18 protein-coding genes are annotated in these 18,955 nt (G+C 66.9%); 11 read left to right on the top strand and 7 right to left on the bottom strand.

All coding sequences use genetic code 11. The annotated features are described in order from the left end of the window. Positions 1-8: 8 nt before the first annotated feature. On the top strand, positions 9-932 hold the full coding sequence (locus AC1REM_RS12080; protein WP_492514836.1) for a diacylglycerol/lipid kinase family protein: 924 nt from the start codon (positions 9-11) through the stop codon (positions 930-932). 89 nt (positions 933-1,021) lie between these two features. Continuing rightward, a complete protein-coding gene (locus tag AC1REM_RS12075; RefSeq protein WP_271171572.1) occupies positions 1,022-1,198 on the top strand; it encodes a hypothetical protein in 177 nt (58 codons plus the stop codon). A gap of 71 nt (positions 1,199-1,269) precedes the next feature. Here the strand turns inward: AC1REM_RS12075 and AC1REM_RS12070 are convergent, their stop codons facing one another. Further along, positions 1,270-1,665 (bottom strand): hypothetical protein, encoded by a 396-nt coding sequence (locus tag AC1REM_RS12070; protein ID WP_492514835.1) that lies wholly within the window; start codon positions 1,663-1,665, stop codon positions 1,270-1,272. Positions 1,666-1,804: 139 nt separating this feature from the next. Beyond that, a complete protein-coding gene (gene glnA / locus AC1REM_RS12065; protein WP_492514834.1) occupies positions 1,805-3,229 on the bottom strand; it encodes a type I glutamate--ammonia ligase in 1,425 nt (474 codons plus the stop codon). Positions 3,230-3,351: 122 nt separating this feature from the next. Here glnA and AC1REM_RS12060 point away from each other — a divergent pair, with 122 nt between their 5' ends. Continuing rightward, positions 3,352-3,780, top strand: coding sequence for an RDD family protein (locus AC1REM_RS12060; protein ID WP_492514833.1), 429 nt, complete (start codon positions 3,352-3,354; stop codon positions 3,778-3,780). A 24-nt stretch (positions 3,781-3,804) separates the two neighbouring features. Here the strand turns inward: AC1REM_RS12060 and AC1REM_RS12055 are convergent, their stop codons facing one another. Beyond that, the gene (locus tag AC1REM_RS12055; RefSeq protein ID WP_492514832.1) at positions 3,805-4,281 is read right to left on the bottom strand and encodes an ATP-dependent zinc protease family protein; all 477 of its coding nucleotides are present in this window, start codon (positions 4,279-4,281) and stop codon (positions 3,805-3,807) included. Positions 4,282-4,307: 26 nt separating this feature from the next. On the opposite strand from AC1REM_RS12055, the gene AC1REM_RS12050 reads away from it, so the two are divergent. After that, the gene (locus AC1REM_RS12050; RefSeq protein WP_204937370.1) at positions 4,308-5,492 is read left to right on the top strand and encodes a RimK family alpha-L-glutamate ligase; all 1,185 of its coding nucleotides are present in this window, start codon (positions 4,308-4,310) and stop codon (positions 5,490-5,492) included. Positions 5,493-5,559: 67 nt separating this feature from the next. Here AC1REM_RS12050 and AC1REM_RS12045 read toward each other — a convergent pair whose 3' ends face one another. Beyond that, complete coding sequence (locus AC1REM_RS12045; RefSeq protein WP_492514831.1) at positions 5,560-6,267, bottom strand: DUF4191 domain-containing protein; 708 nt, start codon at positions 6,265-6,267, stop codon at positions 5,560-5,562. 181 nt (positions 6,268-6,448) lie between these two features. On the opposite strand from AC1REM_RS12045, the gene AC1REM_RS12040 reads away from it, so the two are divergent. After that, positions 6,449-7,903, top strand: a complete 1,455-nt coding sequence (locus AC1REM_RS12040; protein WP_492514830.1) for a hypothetical protein — start codon at positions 6,449-6,451, stop codon at positions 7,901-7,903. A 12-nt stretch (positions 7,904-7,915) separates the two neighbouring features. Here the strand turns inward: AC1REM_RS12040 and sucB are convergent, their stop codons facing one another. The 3 genes from sucB to AC1REM_RS12025 all read right to left on the bottom strand — a co-directional run bounded on the left by sucB (position 7,916) and on the right by AC1REM_RS12025 (position 12,542). After that, positions 7,916-9,616 carry a 2-oxoglutarate dehydrogenase, E2 component, dihydrolipoamide succinyltransferase gene (sucB, locus tag AC1REM_RS12035; RefSeq protein WP_492514829.1) on the bottom strand — a complete coding sequence of 567 codons (1,701 nt, stop codon included), beginning with the start codon at positions 9,614-9,616 and terminating at the stop codon, positions 7,916-7,918. 74 nt (positions 9,617-9,690) lie between these two features. Further along, entirely contained in the window at positions 9,691-11,064 is a 1,374-nt protein-coding gene (gene lpdA, locus AC1REM_RS12030; protein WP_492514828.1) for a dihydrolipoyl dehydrogenase, read from the bottom strand. After that, complete coding sequence (locus tag AC1REM_RS12025; protein ID WP_492514827.1) at positions 11,061-12,542, bottom strand: leucyl aminopeptidase; 1,482 nt, start codon at positions 12,540-12,542, stop codon at positions 11,061-11,063. Before AC1REM_RS12025 ends, lpdA begins: the two co-directional genes overlap by 4 nt. Before the next feature lie 118 nt (positions 12,543-12,660). On the opposite strand from AC1REM_RS12025, the gene AC1REM_RS12020 reads away from it, so the two are divergent. The 6 genes from AC1REM_RS12020 to AC1REM_RS11995 all read left to right on the top strand — a co-directional run bounded on the left by AC1REM_RS12020 (position 12,661) and on the right by AC1REM_RS11995 (position 18,937). Continuing rightward, complete coding sequence (locus AC1REM_RS12020) at positions 12,661-13,593, top strand: proteasome assembly chaperone family protein (protein ID WP_492514826.1); 933 nt, start codon at positions 12,661-12,663, stop codon at positions 13,591-13,593. Between the two features lie 169 nt (positions 13,594-13,762). Beyond that, the gene (locus AC1REM_RS12015; protein WP_492514825.1) at positions 13,763-15,025 is read left to right on the top strand and encodes an RNA polymerase sigma factor; all 1,263 of its coding nucleotides are present in this window, start codon (positions 13,763-13,765) and stop codon (positions 15,023-15,025) included. Further along, entirely contained in the window at positions 15,018-16,343 is a 1,326-nt protein-coding gene (locus tag AC1REM_RS12010) for a MurT ligase domain-containing protein (protein WP_492514824.1), read from the top strand. The genes AC1REM_RS12015 and AC1REM_RS12010 overlap by 8 nt, the downstream gene beginning before the upstream one ends. After that, positions 16,340-17,116 carry a type 1 glutamine amidotransferase gene (locus AC1REM_RS12005; RefSeq protein ID WP_492514823.1) on the top strand — a complete coding sequence of 259 codons (777 nt, stop codon included), beginning with the start codon at positions 16,340-16,342 and terminating at the stop codon, positions 17,114-17,116. Before AC1REM_RS12010 ends, AC1REM_RS12005 begins: the two co-directional genes overlap by 4 nt. A gap of 52 nt (positions 17,117-17,168) precedes the next feature. Continuing rightward, the gene (locus tag AC1REM_RS12000) at positions 17,169-17,879 is read left to right on the top strand and encodes an alanine racemase C-terminal domain-containing protein (RefSeq protein ID WP_492514822.1); all 711 of its coding nucleotides are present in this window, start codon (positions 17,169-17,171) and stop codon (positions 17,877-17,879) included. Then, on the top strand, positions 17,879-18,937 hold the full coding sequence (locus AC1REM_RS11995; protein WP_492514821.1) for an alanine racemase: 1,059 nt from the start codon (positions 17,879-17,881) through the stop codon (positions 18,935-18,937). Before AC1REM_RS12000 ends, AC1REM_RS11995 begins: the two co-directional genes overlap by 1 nt. Positions 18,938-18,955: the final 18 nt, after the last annotated feature.

Genomic DNA, 18,955 nt, shown 5'->3' with positions numbered 1-18,955 from the left:
CTGGGAGCATGACGACGATGGGCGTGATCTGGAATCCGACGAAAGTCGATGAGGCGGAACTGCGTACGGCGATCGAGAGCGTCCATGCGGTCGACGACGTGCGCTGGTGGGAGACGTCCGAGGACGACCCCGGTCGCGGCATGGCAGAGGAAGCCGTACACGCCGGCTGCGCCGTCGTCTACGCCGCCGGTGGTGACGGCACGGTGCGCGCCGTCGCGGAGGCGCTGGTCGACACGGATGCGGCACTCGCGATCATCCCGCGGGGCACCGGCAACCTGCTCGCACGGAACCTCGGCGTGCCCCTTGGCGATGTGCGCGCCGCGGTCGAGCACGCTGCGGCGGCAGAAGGACGCACCATCGACATGGGAGAGGTGCGCATCATCGAGGGGGAGGACGACGGCGTCCATGGATTCCTCGTGATGGTCGGTCTGGGGCTCGACGCGCAGATGCTCGCCGCGACCGATGACGATCTGAAGGCGAAGGCGGGCTGGCTCGCCTATGTGCAGGCCCTCGGACAGGCGGCGGCAGCGACAGAGCTCGTCGGAGCCCAGATCGCCCTGGACGACGAGGAGCCTCAGGACATCTCTGTGCACACTCTGCTGATCGGAAACTGCGGGATGATCCAGGGCGGCATCACTCTGCTTCCGGATGCGGTTCCCGACGACGGCCTCATCGACGTGCTCGTGATCAGCGCGGATGGCGTCCGCGGGTGGCTCGACACGGCGAAATCGCTGCTCTGGGACAACGGGCTCAAGCGAATGCTGGGCGGTGCCGATGAGGCGGTCAGCACCGAGTTCACCAGCCACGCAACGGTCACGCGGGTGCGGGTCGAACTGGACGAGCCCCAGCAGTTCGAGATCGACGGTGAGGAAGTCGGTGCGGTGCGCGTCTTCGAGGTCGGAGTACGCGCGGGATCCCTTCGCGTGCGCTGACCAGGGGCGCTCACGACGCGTCGCGATTCATGGGATTATGAGAGAAGCCTAAGGAGGGTCCCGCGATGATCGGTAGCTTCATCTTGTTCATGGTTCTGTTTCTGGGTGGGTTCTGGTGCATGGGCATCGCTCACGAACTCCCGCAGGGACAGGCTCTCGTCTTCTGCGCCGGCCTGGCGCTTGTGAGCATCGCTCTCGCCTGGGTCATGCGCACCGCCGGCGGTGCCACCCGCCGCAACGCAAAGGACGGCTACGGCGCTTCCTGAGCAGCGAACCATCACAGACAAGCCCGCCCCGCGTTTCGCGGGGCGGGCTTGTCTCGTGGTGACGGGGCGGGTCAGTCCGCCACGAGCCGCCGGACCAGCGCACGACACGCCATCAGAGTGACGACCAGGAGCGTGACCGACCAGAAACCTCCGAGATGAACGTTGTCGCCGAGCACGGCGTCCGTGAGCCAGAGGATGAGCGCCTTGCTCAGCGCGCTCAGCGCGACCAGCGACGCACTGGCGACGAGGCGCCCGCGTGTGGTGTCAGCACCCTTGATGCGTTCGACGATGCGCACCTTCGCCCACACGATGCCTTCCAACGCCAGTTTGAGGAGAATCGCGGTCAGCAGGGAGATGACGAACGACTCGCTGATGACATCGGGGAAGAGCTGAACGAACAGGGAGAGCACAACGAGGTACACCAGGATGTCGACAAGGTCGACGGCGCGGATCCGCAGGCTCTTCACGAGGCCAGCGTAGACGTGAGGTCAGGGGTACGGCCACGACCTCGCACAGGAGTGCAGCCAGAAGGGCCCGTCTCAGCAGCGAGACGGGCCCTTCTGTGTGTGGTCGGCGACAGGCTGTGCCCGCCGCTGACTCACAGGATCAGACCCCGTAGTAGAGCTCGTACTCGTACGGGTGGGGACGCTGCGCCATCGGCAGGATCTCCTTGGTGTACTTGTAGTCGATCCAGGTCTCGATGAGTTCCTTGGTGAACACGCCGCCTTCGAGGAGGAAGTCGTGGTCTTCACGGAGAGCTTCAAGCGAGTCCAGCAGGGAGTTCGGAACCTGCGGGATGTTCTTGGCCTCCTCCGGGGGAAGCTCGTAGAGGTCCTTGTCGATCGGCTCCATCGGCTCGATGCGGTTGCGGATGCCGTCGAGACCGGCCATCAGCTGCGCGGCGAAGCAGAGGTACGGGTTGGACGCAGCATCCGGAACACGGAACTCGATGCGCTTCGCCTTCGGGTTCGAGCCCGTCAGCGGGATGCGGATCGCAGCCGAGCGGTTGCCTGCCGAGTACGCGAGGTTGACGGGAGCCTCGAAGTGCTTCACCAGGCGGTGGTAGCTGTTCAGCGAGGGGTTCGTGAACGCGAGCACGGCGTGTGCGTGCTTCAGCAGACCGCCGATGTACCAGCGAGCGGTGTCGCTGAGCTGCGCGTACCCGTTCTCGTCATAGAAGAGCGGCTTGCCGTCGGCCCACAGCGACTGGTGCGTGTGCATGCCCGAGCCGTTGTCGCCGAAGAGCGGCTTCGGCATGAACGTCGCCGTCTTGCCCCACTCCTCAGCGGTGTTCTTGACGATGTACTTGAACTTCAGCACGTCGTCGGCCGCGCGAACCATCGTGTCGAAGCGGTAGTTGATCTCGGCCTGGCCGGCGGTGCCCACCTCGTGGTGTGAACGCTCGACCTGCAGGCCGACACCCTCGAGCTTGAGGCAGATGTCATCGCGCAGGTCCGACTGCTTGTCGACGGGAGCGACCGGGAAGTATCCGCCCTTGAAGGGGGTCTTGTTGCCGAGGTTGCCGCCCTCTTCCTTGCGGCCGGAGTTCCATGCTGCCTCGTCGGAGTCGACCGAGTAGAAGCTCTTGCCCGCCGACACCTCGTAGCGGACGTCGTCGAAGATGTAGAACTCCGCCTCGGGAGCGAAGAAGGCGGTGTCGGCGATGCCGGTGGAGGCGAGGTACTTCTCTGCCTTCTTGGCGACCTGGCGCGGGTCCTTCGAGTAGGTCTCGCCCGTGCGCGGGTTGAAGATGTCGAAGACCATCACGAGGGTCTTCGCTTCGCGGAACGGGTCGAGGTAGGCCGTGCTCACGTCAGGGATGAGCTGCAGGTCGGATTCGTTGATGCTCGCGAAACCGCGGATGGAGGAGCCGTCGAACAGCTGCCCCTCAGCGAAGAAGGTCTCATCGACGGTCGAGGCCGGGATGTTGAAGTGCTGCTGCACACCGGGCAGGTCGGTGAAACGGATGTCGAGGAACTTGACGTCGTTCTCGCGGATATACGCGAGCACTTCAGATGAATCGCTGAACATGCATGAACTCCTGATTTGCGGGGGCGACCATTCGGTCCTTGAGCAGAGTATGGGCGGGCGATTGCCCGGAGGTGTCTGCTGTGTTTCCAGCTTGTTACATCCCCTCGCCTAGGCTGGGAGACATGCCCGAATCTGTCAGTACATTCCCCGGTGAGCGCCTCGGATTCCCGAAGACCGGCCCAGGGAGCATCGCACGACCCGGCCGTCGCATCGGAGCGCTCGCGATCGACTACTTCGCGGCGACGCTGATCGCGACCGCCTTCTTCGGGTACAACCAGTTCGCGCTGCCGACCGAGGCTGGCGCCTCGCTCTGGTCGCCGCTCATCGTCTTCGCCGTGCTGCAGATCCTGTTCATCCCGACCGTCGGCGGAAGCCCGGGGCATCGCATCCTCGGCATGCGTCTCGTGATGCTCGGCGGCGGCTGGGTCGGGCTGTGGCGGCCGATCGTACGCACGGCGCTGATCGTCATTGTCATTCCGGCCGTCATCTGGGATGCGGACCAGCGCGGACTGCACGACAAGGCCGTGGGAACGGTGCTCATCCGCGCCTGAGCGCGGGGGTGCCGGCGACGAGGCTCAGCGACCGCGATTGCGGCGGCGGAGTGTCTTGGGCGGACGCTCTCCGAAGTAGGACTTCGCCGGGTTCACGATGAATCCGCGGCGCAGGGCTTCGCGGCCGATCAGCATCCGGAAACCCATCGAGCTGCGATTGGTCAGCGTCACCTCAGCCGTGACCCGCTCGCCGGCGAGCACGACATCGAGAAGGACGAACAGACGCTTCTGCGTGTGACCGGAGGAACTGCGCACCTCGCGACGGTCGAAGATCGGGCGCTCGACCGTGATGTGCTCGGATGCTGCATGCTGCCAGGGCTGCACATCGAAACGCACCCACGGCACGCCGTCGCGTTCGAATTCGACGATGTTGTGCGCATGCAATGAAGAACTGCGCGCGCCGGTGTCGATCTTGGCTTTCACCCACCGAATATCCGCATCGGGCAGGCTGACCCACTCACGCCACCCCACAAGGGTGCTTGAATGAGATGTCTGATCCATACGCACCATCTTGGCAGGAAATCACCGTGAAGCTCGCCGTCCTCTCCCGCGCCCCGCAGGCGTACTCCACCCAGCGTCTCCGTGCTGCAGCGCTGCAGCGAGGTCATCAGGTGAAGGTTCTCAACACTCTGCGTTTCGCGATCGACCTGACCGCAGATGAACCGGATCTGCACTATCGAGGACGCCAGCTCAGCGACTACGACGCGATCCTGCCGCGTATCGGCAACTCGATCACCTACTTCGGCACCGCCGTGGTGCGCCAGTTCGAGCAGATGGACGTGTACACGCCCAACACTGCCAACGGAATCTCCAGCGCTCGCGACAAGCTGCGCGCGAACCAGATCCTCTCGCGTCACAACATCGCGATGCCAGCGACCGCATTCGTGCGCAATCGGGCCGACGTGCGCCCCGCCATCGAGCGCGTCGGCGGAGCCCCGGTCGTCATCAAGCTGCTTGAGGGCACGCAGGGCATCGGCGTGATCCTCGCACCGCAGGTCAAAGTGGCCGAGGCGATCATCGAGACGCTGCACTCGACGAAGCAGAACGTGCTGATCCAGAAGTTCATTCAGGAGAGTCGCGGACGCGACATCCGTGCCCTGGTCGTGGGTGATCGCGTCGTCGCCGCGATGCGCCGCGTGGCCAACGGCGACGAGTTCCGATCCAACGTGCACCGTGGAGGCACGGTTGAGCCAGTGACCCTGGATCCCGAGTATGAGCAGGCTGCCGTGCGTTCCGCGCAGATCATGGGCCTGCGCGTCGCCGGCGTCGACATGCTCGAAGGCGACGACGGACCGCTGGTGATGGAGGTCAACTCCTCGCCTGGACTCCAGGGCATCGAGACGGCGACGAAGCTCGACGTCGCAGGCGCGATCATCGACTACATCGCGAACCAGGTCGCCTTCCCCGAGATCGACGTGCGTCAGCGCCTCACCGTCTCGACGGGTTACGGCGTCGCCGAGCTGCTCGTGCACGGCGGTGCGGATCTCGTCGGCAAGACGCTGGGGGAGTCGGGGCTCTGGGAGCGCGACATCACCGTCCTCACGCTGCACCGCGGCGTGACCGTCATCCCGAACCCTCGCAAGCACGTCGTGCTCGAGGCGGAAGACCGTCTGCTGTGCTTCGGAAAGCTCGATGAGATGCGTTCCATGATCCCGGAGCGTCGCCGTCGCCGCGCGAAGGTGCGACGTCTGCCGAAAGAGCCGCTCTCCTGACGGGAGACAATGAGGAAGGCCCTGTCCGTGTGGACAGGGCCTTCCTCATTACGTGTGTGGCGTGCGGTCAGCGCGGACGCTGTGCGCGAGCCTTGAGCGGGTCGATGCCCTTCGGGATCGGCAGCGAAGACAGCGACTGCGACACCGACTCGAGGCGCTTGATGACAGCCGCCATGGTCGGCTTGTTGATCGCCTTGGGAAGCTTCTTGATGGTCTTGGACAGCTGGGCGATCTCGACCTCGTCTTCGCCGTGGCCGACATAGAAGACGTTGACGGGAACGCCCTGCGCGACGCGCTGCGCCTTGGTCTTCTCATCGTTGATGAGACGTGTGAGGCGACCGCGTGCACCCTCTCCGACGATGACGATGCCACCGCGGCCGACGGCACGGAAGACGGCATCCTGCGTCTTGGGGTTCACGCCGACAGGCATGTCAGGAGCCTGCCAGTGGCGGCCGAGGCTCGTCGTGAGGACGTGACCGGTGGCGCCGGGCATGCCGTCGATCTTCTTGTACATCGCCTTAGTCGACAGGCGCGTCATCAGGAAGAGCGCGGCGAGGATGCCGAGCATGAGGCCGGTGATGCCCCACAGCGTCACGCCCCACCAGGTGACCGGCTGGATCAGGTAGCCGATGACGAGGCCGATGCCGATGCCGAACAGCAGCACCGCGATCTGCGCCCACGGAAGCCACGGGTACTCTTCGCGGGTGAACCGGAACAGGGAGGAGATCTGCGAGAAGAAGCCAGGACGCTTCTCAGGCGCGGGTGCTTTTGCCATGACGTCAAGACTACCGAGTCTGCGCCCGCCTGCTGTGCCGGATCCCGCCGGTGACGGAAGGCTGTCAGCGAACACGGAGCCGGAGATCCGGGATTTCTGCACAGGAGCATGTGCTTTGACGCTGTCCACCGAGCACGTAGATGCGTGCTGTGGTGATGCGTGGAGACGCTGAACTGACTGCATGACCGACCTCGATCACGACGCCGTACCGCTCATCGCCGGTGCGCACCGCCTGATCCGCGCGCTTGCGCCCGGCGAGGGACCATACGCGGGGGATCTGGTCTCCTCGGGCGAAGACATCTGTGTGCGCGCGGATGCCGCGCCGCGGAGGGGATGGGAGGGGTGGAGGTTCTCCGGAGCAGAGCACGTCGCTGGCCCGCTCGACCTGGTGCGACGCGCAGACGGTCAAGACATGCTCCTGCCCTGGTGCACGGAGCGGGCGACGGTCTTCCTCGGACGCCGCCGTGCCGCCGGTGAATCGATCGACCTGGGGGAGGTCAGCACGCTGGTCGCAAGCGTGCTGCGCGGGATGGACGAGCTGGGGGAGAAGCTCGATTCTGTGCGCGGCGACTGGTGGCTGACGAGTGCAGGGCGACCGGTCTTCGTACTCGGGGACGGAGACACTGCCCTGGTGGCCAGCGTGCGTGTGCTCACTGTCGTGCGCGAGACGCAGCTCGACCGCACTGCGACACGGCTGCTCGAGAGGTTGGGTGAAGCGCTGGCCGATGCACGGCGCGTCCTTCCCGCGAGGGACCGTTGGGAAGGTGAGCTCTTCGAGCTCGCTGCGCCACGTGCGCTCCGAACGACGGTCTATGCCCCGGCAGCGGCTCGCTCCGTGCGCACCGTGTTCGGAGACGAGCGGCAGTCCGGCGCGGAGTTCCGTCGTGGGAGTCTCGTGGATGCGGTCGCATCATCAGAGGACGACGAGATGGATGCCCGCTTCATCACTCGCTGGAAGCGGCGCCTGACGCGGGTGGGAGAATCTCTGCGGGAACGAGGGGAACGTCGTGCTGCTGTTGGGACAGCGGCCGCGCGGGGACCCGCAGGTGAGAATCGGGATGCGTGGGGGACGCGCACTCCCGAGAAGGCAGCGCCGCTCGTCGCGCCCCGATGGCGAAAACCCGCCGTCGTCGGTCGCGCGACGGCGGTCCTGCTGATCGCGGGCGGCGTGCTCTGGCCATCAGCGGAGCTGAATGATGCCACCGCCGTGACGCATTCGGATGTCGCGGCGACATCGGGGCCGACATTCGGGCAGGCGGATGAGTCGGAGCGTGCAGCACCGGCGGAGGCAGCGGCAGAGGCATCGAACACGGCGTCCCCGTCTGCGCAGACCGATGCGCTGGCAGCGCTCACCGCGCTCCTCGCCCGGGCACAGGGCTGCGCGGAGGGCGGCGATCTGTCCGAACCGTCCTGCGCCGAGGTCTGGGCCGTCCCGTCATCCGAGAGTGCCTCCGCGTTGCGCGCACGCCCGGACAGCGGCGCACTCACGCTCGTGGAGGACTACGGAGATCTCGCCGCGCTACGGTGGGATCCTGACGCCGCCGATGGGGCATCCCAGATGATCGTGATGATCCGGACAGACGAGAAATGGCGGATCCGGGACGTCTACGACGTCGCGGACCCGCCATCTCAATGAGAGCTGGTGCGGTTACGCTCCGAGCTGCGATGCGAAGTCTGCGGCCTCCAGGCGAGCCTTGATGGCTCCGAGGAAGCGCGCAGCGTCAGCGCCGTCGATCGTACGGTGGTCGTACGACAGCGCGAGGTAGACGTACGAGCGGATCGAGATCGCCGGGTTGCCGTCCACGGTCACCACGCCGGGGCGCTTGACGACCGTGCCGGTGCCGAGGATGGCCGACTGCGGCAGGAACACCACGGGGGTGTCGAACAGCGCGCCACGCGAGCCGGTGTTGGTCAGCGTGAACGTGCCACCCGCCAGCTCGTCCGGCTTGAGCTTGTTCTGACGCGTGCGGTTCGCCAGGTCAGCGATCTCGTGAGCGATCTCGGCGATGTTCTTGCTCGCCGCGTCGCGCAGCACCGGCGTGAGCAGGCCACGCTCCGTGTCGACCGCGATCGAGAGGTTCTCGGTCGCCGGGTAGACGATCTGGTCACCCTCGACGGTCGAGTTGATGATCGGGAACGCCTGCAGCGCCTCGGCCGCAGCCAGGGCGAAGAACGGCAGGAACGACAGCTTGTCACCCGTCTTCTCCAGGAACGATGCCTTCGTCGCATCGCGGAAGTCCGCGAGCTTCGTGACATCGACCTCGACGACGGTCGTCAGCTGTGCGGTCTGCTGCATCGATGCGACGGCGCGCTCAGCAAGCACCTTGCGCAGGCGCGACATCGGCTGAGTCGTGCCGCGCAGCGGCGAGACCTCGAGCGGCGCGGGAGCGGCGGCAGCAGCAGGAGCGGCAGCGGCGGGTGCGCTCTTCGCGGCGTTCAGGACATCTTCCTTGCGGATGCGTCCGCCGACCCCGGTGCCCTTGACCGTGCTCAGGTCGACCCCCTGCTGTGCGGCCAGACGGCGCACGAGAGGCGTGACGTACAGGCTGGTGTCGTCTGCTTCCGCGGCGGCAGGTGCTGGCGCGGAAGTCGGTGCTGCGGGAGCAGGCGCGGCGGGTGCAGGTGCGGCAGGTGCAGCCGGTGCGGCAGCGGGTGCTGCGGGTGCGGGTGCAGGTGCTGCGGGAGCAGGTTCCGCCGGAGCCTCAGCCGGAGCGGAAGCAGCCGGAGCTGCGCCGCTGCCCACACGGGCGAGGACCGCGCCGACGTTGATCGTCTCGTCTTCGGCGGCCAGGATCTCCTGGAGCACACCGGCGACGGGCGAAGGGATCTCGGTGTCGACCTTGTCGGTCGAGATCTCCAGAAGCGCCTCGTCGACCTCGATCGTGTCGCCGACCTGCTTCAGCCAGCGGGTGACGGTGCCCTCGGTGACGCTTTCGCCGAGCTCCGGCAGCACGATGTCCGTGCTGTCACCGGATGCGGCGGGAGCAGCGGGAGCTTCCGCGGCGGGTGCAGGTGCCGCTTCGGCGGCAGGGGCGGATGCAGGCTCGGCAGCGGGCGCGGGAGCGGCAGGAGCCGCAGCCTCGGGCGCCGCGGCGGGAGCGGCAGCGCCGCTTCCGTCACCGATTCGCGCAAGCAGGGCGCCGACCTCAACGGTCTCGTCCTCGGCGACAAGGATTTCCTCGATCACACCGGTAACCGGCGAGGGGATCTCCGTGTCGACCTTGTCGGTTGAGATCTCGAGCAGGCCTTCGTCTGCCTGCACCGTCTCACCGACCTGCTTGAGCCAACGGGTGACCGTACCCTCGGTGACGCTCTCGCCGAGAGCGGGGAGGACCACGGATGTGCTCATGACAGAGTCTCCTTCAAGAAGTTCGTGACGCATTCAGTGTAGTGACCTCAGCGCCGTTATTGGTTTCGTGCGACTCAGAGTGCGTGCAGGGGTTTGCCGGCGAGAGCGAGGAACGCCTCGCCCAGTGCCTCACTCTGAGTGGGGTGTGCGTGGATAAGGGGAGCGATGTCTTCGGGGTGCGCTTCCCAGGCGACGGCGAGCTGTCCCTCGGTGATGAGCTCTCCGACGCGGTCGCCCAGAAGGTGGACTCCGATGACGGGGCCATCCTTGAGGCGGACGACCTTCACAAGACCGCCGGTGCCGATGATCTCGCTCTTGCCGTTGCCTGCGAGGTTGTACTCGTAGGCGACGACAGCCTCGGAGCCGTGCTCCGCGACGGCGCCGGCTTCGGTGAATCCGACCGAGGCGACTTCCGGGCTGCAGTAGGTGACCTTCGGAATCTGCGCCTCGGGGACGATCGCGGGGGAGAGCCCCGCGATGCGCTCTGCCACGGCGATTCCCTGGAGGAAGCCGCGATGTGCGAGCTGGAGTCCCGGAACGATGTCACCGACGGCCCAGACGTGCGGCACGGAGGTGCGCAGTTCGGGGTCGGTCACGACGAATCCGCGTTCCATCGTGATTCCGGCCTCTTCGAAGCCGAGCTCGGCGGTGGCGGGTCCGCGTCCGACAGCGACGAGCAGGTAGTCGGCGGAGAGTTCCGTGCCGTTCTCCAGCGTCACCGTGACCGCAGAGTCCGTCTGCGTAGCACTCTGGAAGCGAATGCCGAGGGACTGCGTGATGCCGCGTCGTCGGAATGCGCGCTCCAAGCCCTTACTGAGCGCGATGTCCTCGTTCGGCACGAGGTGGTCGAGAGCCTCGATGATGGTGACCTCGGCTCCGAAAGCGCGCCAGACGCTCGCGAACTCGACGCCGATCACACCGCCGCCGAGGATCAGGACGCGCTGCGGGATCTCGTCCAGCGTGAGCGCCTGCTCGCTCGTGAGGATGCGTCCGCCGATCTCGAGGCCCGGGAGGCTGCGGCTGTACGACCCTGTCGCGAGCACCACATCGGTGCCCGTGTACAGGTCGTCGCCGACGCGCACAGTGCGCTCACCCTCGAGGCGTCCTTCGCCTGCGACGACGGTGATTCCGCGTGCCTTGACGAGTCCCTCGAGCCCCTTGAACTTCTTGGCGACGATGCCCTCGCGGTACGCGCGCACGCCGGCAGGGTCGATGCCTTCAAGCGAGGCGCTGATGCCGACGGATGCTGCGCCTCGGACGTTCTCTGCGACCTCGGCCGCATGCAGCAGGGCTTTCGTGGGTATGCATCCGCGGTGCAGGCAGGTGCCTCCGACCTTGTCCTTCTCGATGAGAGCGACGGACTTGCCGAGCTCTGCAGCGCGGAGGGCCGCGGCGTAACCGCCGCTGCCGCCGCCGAGGATCACGAGGTCGAAGGTGTGCGCGGTCATGCGTCGCTCCCTGCGGCGCGGGCCTCCGCGAGGGCGACCAGCGTGCGGACCATCGAGCCGGTCGGTCCCTTCTCGGTGTAGCCGTAGGGGCTTCCCTTGTGCTCGGAGGAGCCGGCGATGTCGAGGTGCACCCACGGAATGCGCGGAGCATCGGCATCATCGGACGTGCGTCCGACGAAGCGACGAAGGAAGAGCGCGGCGAAGGATGCTCCGGCCGCCGGGTCTCCGACCTTGACGTTGGCGAGGTCAGCCAGCGGGGACTTGAGCTCCTCTTCCATGTGGTCGGGCATCGGCATGGCCCAGGCGAGCTCGCCGACGCCGTGCGCGGCATCGAGGATCTCCCGCACGCTGTCGTCGTCACCGAAGACACCCGTGTGGCGCATGCCGAGGGCGACGATGATCGCACCGGTCAACGTCGCGACATCCACGATCAGGTCCGGCTTCTCGCGGCTTGCGGCGGCGAGGCCGTCGGCGAGGACCAGACGACCTTCGGCGTCGGTGTTCAGAACCTCGACGGTCTTGCCGTCGAGCATCCGGAGCACGTCTCCGGGGCGCGTCGCGCTGCCGGAGGGCATGTTCTCTGCGATGCACATCCACGCGCTGACGCGCACGGGAAGGCGCAGCGTCGCGATCGCACGGAGCGCGGCGAGCACACTCGCGGCACCGGCCATGTCGAACTTCATGCCGACCATGCTGGCGGCGGGCTTGAGCCAGAGGCCGCCGGTGTCGAAGGTGATGCCCTTCCCGACGAGCGCGATATGCGAGGTGGCGCCTGCGGGGGAATAGTCCACGCGCACCATGCGCGGGGGACGCACCGAGCCGCGACCGACACCGAGGATGCCTCCATAGCCCTGCGCCTCGAGTTCGTCCTCATCGAGAACCTCGATCGTCACGTCGTCGAGACCCGCGACGGCCTCGACGGCGCGATCGGCGAGATCGGCCGGCCCGAGCCATCCGGCGGGCGTGTTGATCAGATCCTTGGTCAGCGCGACCGCGTCGGCGACAGCCGCAGCGCGGGTGAGCACGTCGTCGGCCACATCGGCGAAGAGCACGACGGTCTCGGCGCGCTTCTTCTCTTCCGAGGTGCGGTAGTCGTCGAAACGGTATCCGCCCAGGAGCGCGCCTTCAGCCGCGGCATCCGCGAACGGGGCGAGATCATCGACGAGCAGCACACCCAGACGGCTGAAGCCCGTGAACGAACGCACCGCGGCGCCCACAGCCTCGCGCACGCTCTGTGCGTCGGGCGAGGATCCCGCGCCGACCACGGCGAACGGCAACTCCGTGACATCCGGCGCGGGTACGCGCACGAATGCAGAAGCAGCACCGGTGAAGCCGATCCCGCTGAGCGAGGCAGCGAGCTGGTCGAAAGGTGCGAGGGCGGACGAGGAACCTGAGAGATCGGAGACGACGAGGACGACTGCATCCACGTTCGCATCCGCAAGAGCGCCTTGTGAGAGCTCAAGGGTAGGGAGCGTCATGCCTCCATCTTAGGTTCGTGGGTCGCTCGGATGGCTCGCCGCGCGGTGCGGTGCGGCGTCGTGTTCGCTCTCAGCGGTCAGGGGCCGCAGGGCCTGCTGGTGCTCGTAGCATGGGCGTATGCCTTACTCCGGTGACCTTTTCGAACGCGTGGCGAATGCTCCGGTCGTGCCGTCCGGCCTGCCGCTGATCGTGTTGCTTACGGGCTTCACGGATGCCGGCTCCGCCGTTTCCGGCCTCATCGATCACCTGCACGAGACGGCATCTCCGCGCCCCGTCGTCGTGTTCGAGAACGACGTTCTCCTCGACTACCGCGCGCGTCGACCGGTCATCTCCTTCGAGCACGACCACCTCACCGATTTCCGTCCGGCCCGGCTGGAGCTCTCGCTGATGGCGGATGCGCTGGGCCAGCCCTTCCTCCTCCTCTCGGGCTACGAACCCGACTTCGCCTGGAACGCATTCACGGAGGCGGTTCTCGAGCTCGCGGACGAATATGAGGTCGCATCCATGTCGTGGGTGCACGCGATCGCGATGCCGGTGCCGCACACGCGGCCCGTGGGGACGACCGTCAGCGGAAATCGTGCAGAGCTCGTCGCGGCGCATTCCGTGTGGCGTCCGCGCACGCAGGTTCCGGCGACCGCGGGCCACCTGCTCGAGTACCGGTTCGCGCAGCAGGGCATGCGCGTCGTCGGGTTCGTCCTGCTGATTCCGCACTACCTGGCCGACACCGAGTATCCGGCGGCCGTGCTCGCGGCAGGTGACCGCCTGATGAAGGCGACGGGGCTCGTGCTCAACATGGACGAGGTGCAGAGCCAGGAGCCGGACTTCCTGGCACGCGTCGCCGAACAGGTGGAAGCCAGCGACGAGCTGCGTCAGATGGTGGAGAACCTCGAACAGCGCCATGACTCCTACATGTCGGGGCTCACGAGCGAGACCTCCGCGCCCCGCTTCGACGAGGGATCGCTGCCGAGCGCCGACGAGCTGGCGGCAGAACTCGAGCGCTACCTGGCCTCGCGTCCGTCCTCTGACGATGACAAGTTCGGCCGCGGCTGAGAATCTTTCCCCGATTCTCTCGTCGAGTGCGCCGAGGGCCAGAGCGTATGTCATACTGGAGGCCTGACCCGTTGTCAATCAGTTCGTCGTCCCGGCGTACTGACTTGACAAGGGTCTTACTAGTGTCCGAAATGGAACGGGCTTGCGCAGCCCCCATGAAAGGCGAGACGTGACTACTGCCACGAAGAAGACCACCCGGACGAAGAAGGCCGCAGACGCGGACACTGTCGACGTCGTCGACGAGACCGCTGAGGCCGCCGCGCCCGCGGCGAAGAAGAAGACCACGGCTGCTGCCGCGAAGAAGGCGCCGGCCAAGGCCGCCGCGCCCAAGAAGGCCACGCGGAAGAAGAAGGACGACGACGAGGTCCACGAGGATGCTCCGGCCGAAGACGTCGTAGAAGACGACGAAGAAGAGGGTGCGAAGCCCGCTTTCACCGAGCCGCTGCCCACGGGCGCGATCGTCATCTCGTCGAACGACGACGAAGACGTGCCGGTCTACTCGACCCAGATCACGGGCGCGACGGCCGACCCGGTCAAGGACTACCTGAAGCAGATCGGTAAGGTCGCGCTGCTGAACGCGGCCGAAGAGGTCGAGCTCGCCATGCGCATCGAGGCAGGTCTCTTCGCAGAAGAGAAGCTGTCGACGATGTCGGATGCTGAGAAGAACAGCCAGCTGGGTCTCGACCTGCAGTGGGTCGCCCGTGACGGACAGCGCGCCAAGAGCCACCTGCTGGGTGCGAACCTCCGCCTCGTCGTGTCCCTCGCGAAGCGCTACACGGGTCGCGGAATGCAGTTCCTCGACCTGATCCAGGAGGGAAACCTCGGCCTCATCCGTGCCGTCGAGAAGTTCGACTACACCAAGGGCTTCAAGTTCTCGACCTACGCCACCTGGTGGATCCGTCAGGCGATCACCCGCGCGATGGCCGACCAGGCGCGCACGATCCGCATTCCCGTGCACATGGTCGAGGTCATCAACAAGCTCGCCCGCGTCCAGCGTCAGATGCTGCAGGACCTCGGTCGCGAACCCACTCCGGAAGAGCTCTCGCGTGAGCTCGACATGACTCCGGAGAAGGTCGTCGAGGTGCAGAAGTACGGTCGCGAGCCCATCTCGCTGCACACGCCTCTCGGTGAAGACGGCGACAGCGAGTTCGGTGACCTCATCGAAGACACCGAGGCGGTCGTCCCGGCCGACGCGGTGGGGTTCACGATGCTGCAGCGCCAGCTCGAGCAGCTGCTGGACTCGCTCTCCGAACGCGAGGCGGGCGTGATCCGCATGCGCTTCGGCCTGGGCGACGGCCAGCCGAAGACGCTCGACCAGATCGGTGACACGTTCGGTGTGACGCGTGAGCGCATCCGCCAGATCGAGTCGAAGACGATGGCGAAGCTGCGCCACCCGAGCCGTTCGCAGTCGCTGCGGGACTACCTTGAGTGATCCGGGTCGTACCCCCCGAGCACGGCAGGCGGGCATCCGCTATGTCTTCCCGGTGCTCGCGGGCAAGCTCGCCCGTTTCGCGACGCGTCTGCGTGGCGGCGGCTCGGCGTTCCCGGGCTATCTGACGAACAAGCTCTCGCCGACGCTGTTGCCGACCCTCGCGGGTCAGTTTCCGCGCGGTGTGGTGTTCGTGCTGGGCTCGAACGGCAAGACCACGACGACCCATATGGTCAGCGAGGTTCTGCGCTCGCATGGTCTGACCGTGTTCACGAACCCCACGGGGGCGAATCTGCCGCAGGGCGTCACCAGCGCTCTGCTCGCGGATGCGACGATCACCGGCCGCGTCCGCGCCGATGTTGCCGTGCTGGAGGTCGACGAAGGCTACGCGGCAGATCTCGCCGATCTGCTGTCGCCGTCGGTGATCCTCTCGCTGAATGTCCAGGTCGACCAGTTGTATCGGTTCTACGAGACCGAGCGCGTCGCCGACATGATGCTGGATGCTTCGACCCGTGCGAGCGAGCATGTCGTGATCAACCGCGACGATCCGTACCTCAGCAAGATCGACGTCTCCGCGATGCGCGGAGAGGTGTCGTTCTTCGGGGTAGGTGCGGACATCGTCGCGGCATCCGCCCACGGCCTCGCCAACGCGAGTGACACGCGCAGCGGTGACGCAGGTGCGATCGCTCACTCGGCGTTCGCCGAGGTCACCGAGGTGAACGGCCGCGAGATCACCGTGGATGTCGCAGGAACGCCGGTCGCACTGACACTTCCCGCCAAGGGCCTGCACTATGCCGCGGATGCGGCGGCCGCATTGACGGTCGCGGCGCGCGTCATGGGCGCTGATTTCGATGCACAGGCATCTGCGCGCGGTTTCGCGCAGATGGCCCCGGCATACGGGCGCGGCGAGGTGATCCCGCTGCGTCACGATCCTGCCGGCGAGCAGGTCGAGTTCGTGATGTTCAAGAACGCGCCCAGCCTGCAGATGAATCTCGACGCGCAGGATGCTGCTCCCGAGCGTCTCTTGATGGCCATCGACGAGGGCACGCCCGACGTGTCGTGGCTGTACGACGTCGATCTCGATGTCCTCGACCACGTCGATGTCGTCACCGGTGAGAAGGCGTACCAGCTCGCGCTGCGGCTGGAGCATGCCGGTGTGCCGATCGGACTGGTCGAACCCGACATGGAAGAGGCTGTCGCGCACATGCAATCCCTGCCGGAGACGGGCGCGGGTCGCCAGACCTGGTTCGTCAACTACGAGCTCATGATGATCGGGCGTAAGATCCTCGGTCACGGTGATCAGGAGGTCGCGCGCCGATGAGTGCCGTGCTGCAGATCGTTCAGCTGTATCCGGCGGAGCTGGGTGTCACGGGCGACCGTGGCAACGTGCGTGCTCTCGAGGTGCGTGCGGAACGCGCAGGGCTCGCGGTGCAGACGACGCGTGTCGGAATCGGCCAACCGCTTCCTGCCGACGCGGACATCATCGTGATCGGCAATGGTCCGCTGTCCGCAATGCGCGGTGTGCACGCCGACCTGCAGGCACGGCGCGCCGACCTCGCTGCGGCAATCGCCGAAGGCGTCGTCGTCCTCGCCGTCGGTGCGGGTGCGGAGCTTCTCTCGATGGGCGTTGAGCTTCTCGACGGCCAGACGGTTGAGGGGATGAGCGTGCTGCCGTTCCGCGTGGAGCGCACGCGTGATCGTCGTGTGGGGTATGTCATCGCGACGACTCCCCATGGCCGGCTGATCGGCTTCGAGGACCACGCGTCCACGTGGGTGCTCGCCCCGGAGGCGCAGGTCTACGGCGAGGTCACCGCGGGGATCGGCAGCTTCGTTCTCGACTCGAGCCGAGAGGGTGCGCCGCGCCGCGGCGAGACGATCCGCCACGAGAACGCCTTCGCGACGAATGTGCAGGGGCCCGTGCTTCCGCTGAACCCGCAGCTGTCCGATGAGCTGCTGCGTGCGGCTGCCGCACGCCGCGGCCTGGTCTACGAGACCGCAGCGGGGCATGCCGTCCTCGATGAGCTCGCCGCAGGGGCGCGCAGCGCGATCGAGGGGCGCATCGATGTGGAGAAGTTCACCTACATGAAGGTCTGACCCGCGATCGGGTCTCGAAGTGCGCGGAACGCCGCCGGTTAGGCTGGATGCTGTGAGCGAGCTTTCCCAGAGTGCCGTGCCGCGCGCGGTCATCAGCCGCACATCGTTGGCGAGCGCCGCAGCGAAGGCGGTCGCCAACGCATCCGGTGGGGGGATTGCCGATCTTCGTCGGGATGCGTGGGGGCACGGTCTGATCATGGTCGCGCAGGCGCTGCGCGCCGCCGGTGCGGCTGGTGCGCTCGTCGACTCGGATGCGGAGGTGGCTCTGCTGCGCGAGTACGGCCTGCACGCCGCGACGACGGGGGAGCCAGATCTCGACCCGCATCTGCTCTACGGCCTGCCGGATGCACAGGGCGTGCTTCGTGCGGACCCGGTGATGCGCATGACCGGACGCGTGCTGTCCACCAAACCGATCGCTGCAGGTGGCGGCGTTTCCTACGGCTACACACATCGGGCCTCCGCGAACTCCACCCTGGCGCTCGTCGTCGGCGGATACGCGCAGGGGATCGTGCGTGCGCTGGGCAATCACGCCCACGTCGACATCCACGGAGTGCGCATGCCGATCGTCGGGCGCATCGCGATGGACGTGTGCGTTGTGGATGTCGGCGATACGGAGGTCGCGCCGGGGGATGTGGCGACGTACTTCGGCGGATGGGGAAGCACGCGCACCGAGCTCGCGCTCTGGAGCGAGATCGCCGGCCTCACGGTCGCAGAACTCGTGAGCGTCGTCGGCCAGAAGTGCGTGCGCGAGGAGGAAGCCTGATGCCCCCTTCGATTGTTCCGCGTTCTTCGCAGCTCATCGCCAACCTCGATGCGCTGCGCGCGCACACGGCGCCGGCGGAACTCATGCTCGTCGTGAAGGACGATGCGTACGGGCTCGGCGCGCACTGGGCCGCGGAGACGGCCGTGCACGCGGGCGTGCGCTGGATCGGCACCTACGACGTGGGCACCGCGCTCGCGCTTCGTGAGGAGCTCGGCCCGGAGACGCGTCTGTTCGCCTGGGCGACCTCGGCGGATGACGAGGTCGCCGAGGCGATCCGCGCCGACATTGACCTGGGCGTGGGGTCCATGGACTATCTCGAGCGCGTGATCGCCGCCGCCGAGCGGCTCGGTCGCAGCGTCCGCGTGCATCTCAAAGTCGACACGGGGCTGCATCGCAACGGCATCGCCCCTGCAGCGTGGGCAGAAGCCGTCTGTCGTACGCTCGGGGCGGAGCGTACAGGCAGCGTCCGCCTCGTCGGCGTCTGGAGCCACCTCGCGGAGGCCAGCGACGCCGAGGACGACGCCGCGCAGGCGCTGTTCCACATCGCCGTCCGGGAAGCCGAGGAGCTCGGCGCGCGTCTCGAGCACACGCACCTCACCGCGTCTGCGGCGACGTGGGAGCGCCCCGAGCTGCGTGGCTCTCTCGTCCGGGTCGGCGCGTTCTGCTACGGCGTGCGCTCGGCGGACGGGCCGGAGATCGCCGAGCTCGCACCCGTGGCGTCTCTGACCGCACCCGTCGTCGCGATCGACGGTGATGAGGTGACGGTCAGAATCGGGAGCCTTGACGGCCTTCCGAGCAGCCTGAGCGGCCGGGTGACGGTCGGTACCCCCGCCGGTGCGCGCGCGCTGCTCTCAATAGGGCTGGCTTCGACGCGTATCGCGTCCTGGGCGGGGGCAGCAGTCGGTGACGAGGTCGTGCTCTTCGGACCGGGACGCATGGGTGAGTCCTCGCCGACGACGCTCGCCGAGACGATCGGCACGGTGGGTGAGGAGATCCTGACTCGTCTCGCTCCCGGAATACAGCGACGCGCGACCGACGAAATCGTCGATCGCGCGTAGCGGTGTCGGTGGGGCGTC

This window comes from Microbacterium sp. GW823-FHT02G05 (assembly GCF_058797175.1).
This window is presented reverse-complemented; position numbering and strand designations above follow the sequence as displayed.

What these genes read in the sequence shown, in the direction of transcription:
- AC1REM_RS12080 (WP_492514836.1), top strand. Translation starts at nt 9, where the DNA reads ATGACGACGATGGGCGTGATCTGGAATCCGACGAAAGTCGATGAGGCG.
- AC1REM_RS12075 (WP_271171572.1), top strand. Translation starts at nt 1,022, where the DNA reads ATGGTTCTGTTTCTGGGTGGGTTCTGGTGCATGGGCATCGCTCACGAA.
- glnA (WP_492514834.1), bottom strand. Translation starts at nt 3,229, where the DNA reads ATGTTCAGCGATTCATCTGAAGTGCTCGCGTATATCCGCGAGAACGAC.
- AC1REM_RS12060 (WP_492514833.1), top strand. Translation starts at nt 3,352, where the DNA reads ATGCCCGAATCTGTCAGTACATTCCCCGGTGAGCGCCTCGGATTCCCG.
- AC1REM_RS12055 (WP_492514832.1), bottom strand. Translation starts at nt 4,281, where the DNA reads ATGGATCAGACATCTCATTCAAGCACCCTTGTGGGGTGGCGTGAGTGG.
- AC1REM_RS12045 (WP_492514831.1), bottom strand. Translation starts at nt 6,267, where the DNA reads ATGGCAAAAGCACCCGCGCCTGAGAAGCGTCCTGGCTTCTTCTCGCAG.
- AC1REM_RS12040 (WP_492514830.1), top strand. Translation starts at nt 6,449, where the DNA reads ATGACCGACCTCGATCACGACGCCGTACCGCTCATCGCCGGTGCGCAC.
- sucB (WP_492514829.1), bottom strand. Translation starts at nt 9,616, where the DNA reads ATGAGCACATCCGTGGTCCTCCCCGCTCTCGGCGAGAGCGTCACCGAG.
- lpdA (WP_492514828.1), bottom strand. Translation starts at nt 11,064, where the DNA reads ATGACCGCGCACACCTTCGACCTCGTGATCCTCGGCGGCGGCAGCGGC.
- AC1REM_RS12025 (WP_492514827.1), bottom strand. Translation starts at nt 12,542, where the DNA reads ATGACGCTCCCTACCCTTGAGCTCTCACAAGGCGCTCTTGCGGATGCG.
- AC1REM_RS12020 (WP_492514826.1), top strand. Translation starts at nt 12,661, where the DNA reads ATGCCTTACTCCGGTGACCTTTTCGAACGCGTGGCGAATGCTCCGGTC.
- AC1REM_RS12005 (WP_492514823.1), top strand. Translation starts at nt 16,340, where the DNA reads ATGAGTGCCGTGCTGCAGATCGTTCAGCTGTATCCGGCGGAGCTGGGT.
- AC1REM_RS11995 (WP_492514821.1), top strand. Translation starts at nt 17,879, where the DNA reads ATGCCCCCTTCGATTGTTCCGCGTTCTTCGCAGCTCATCGCCAACCTC.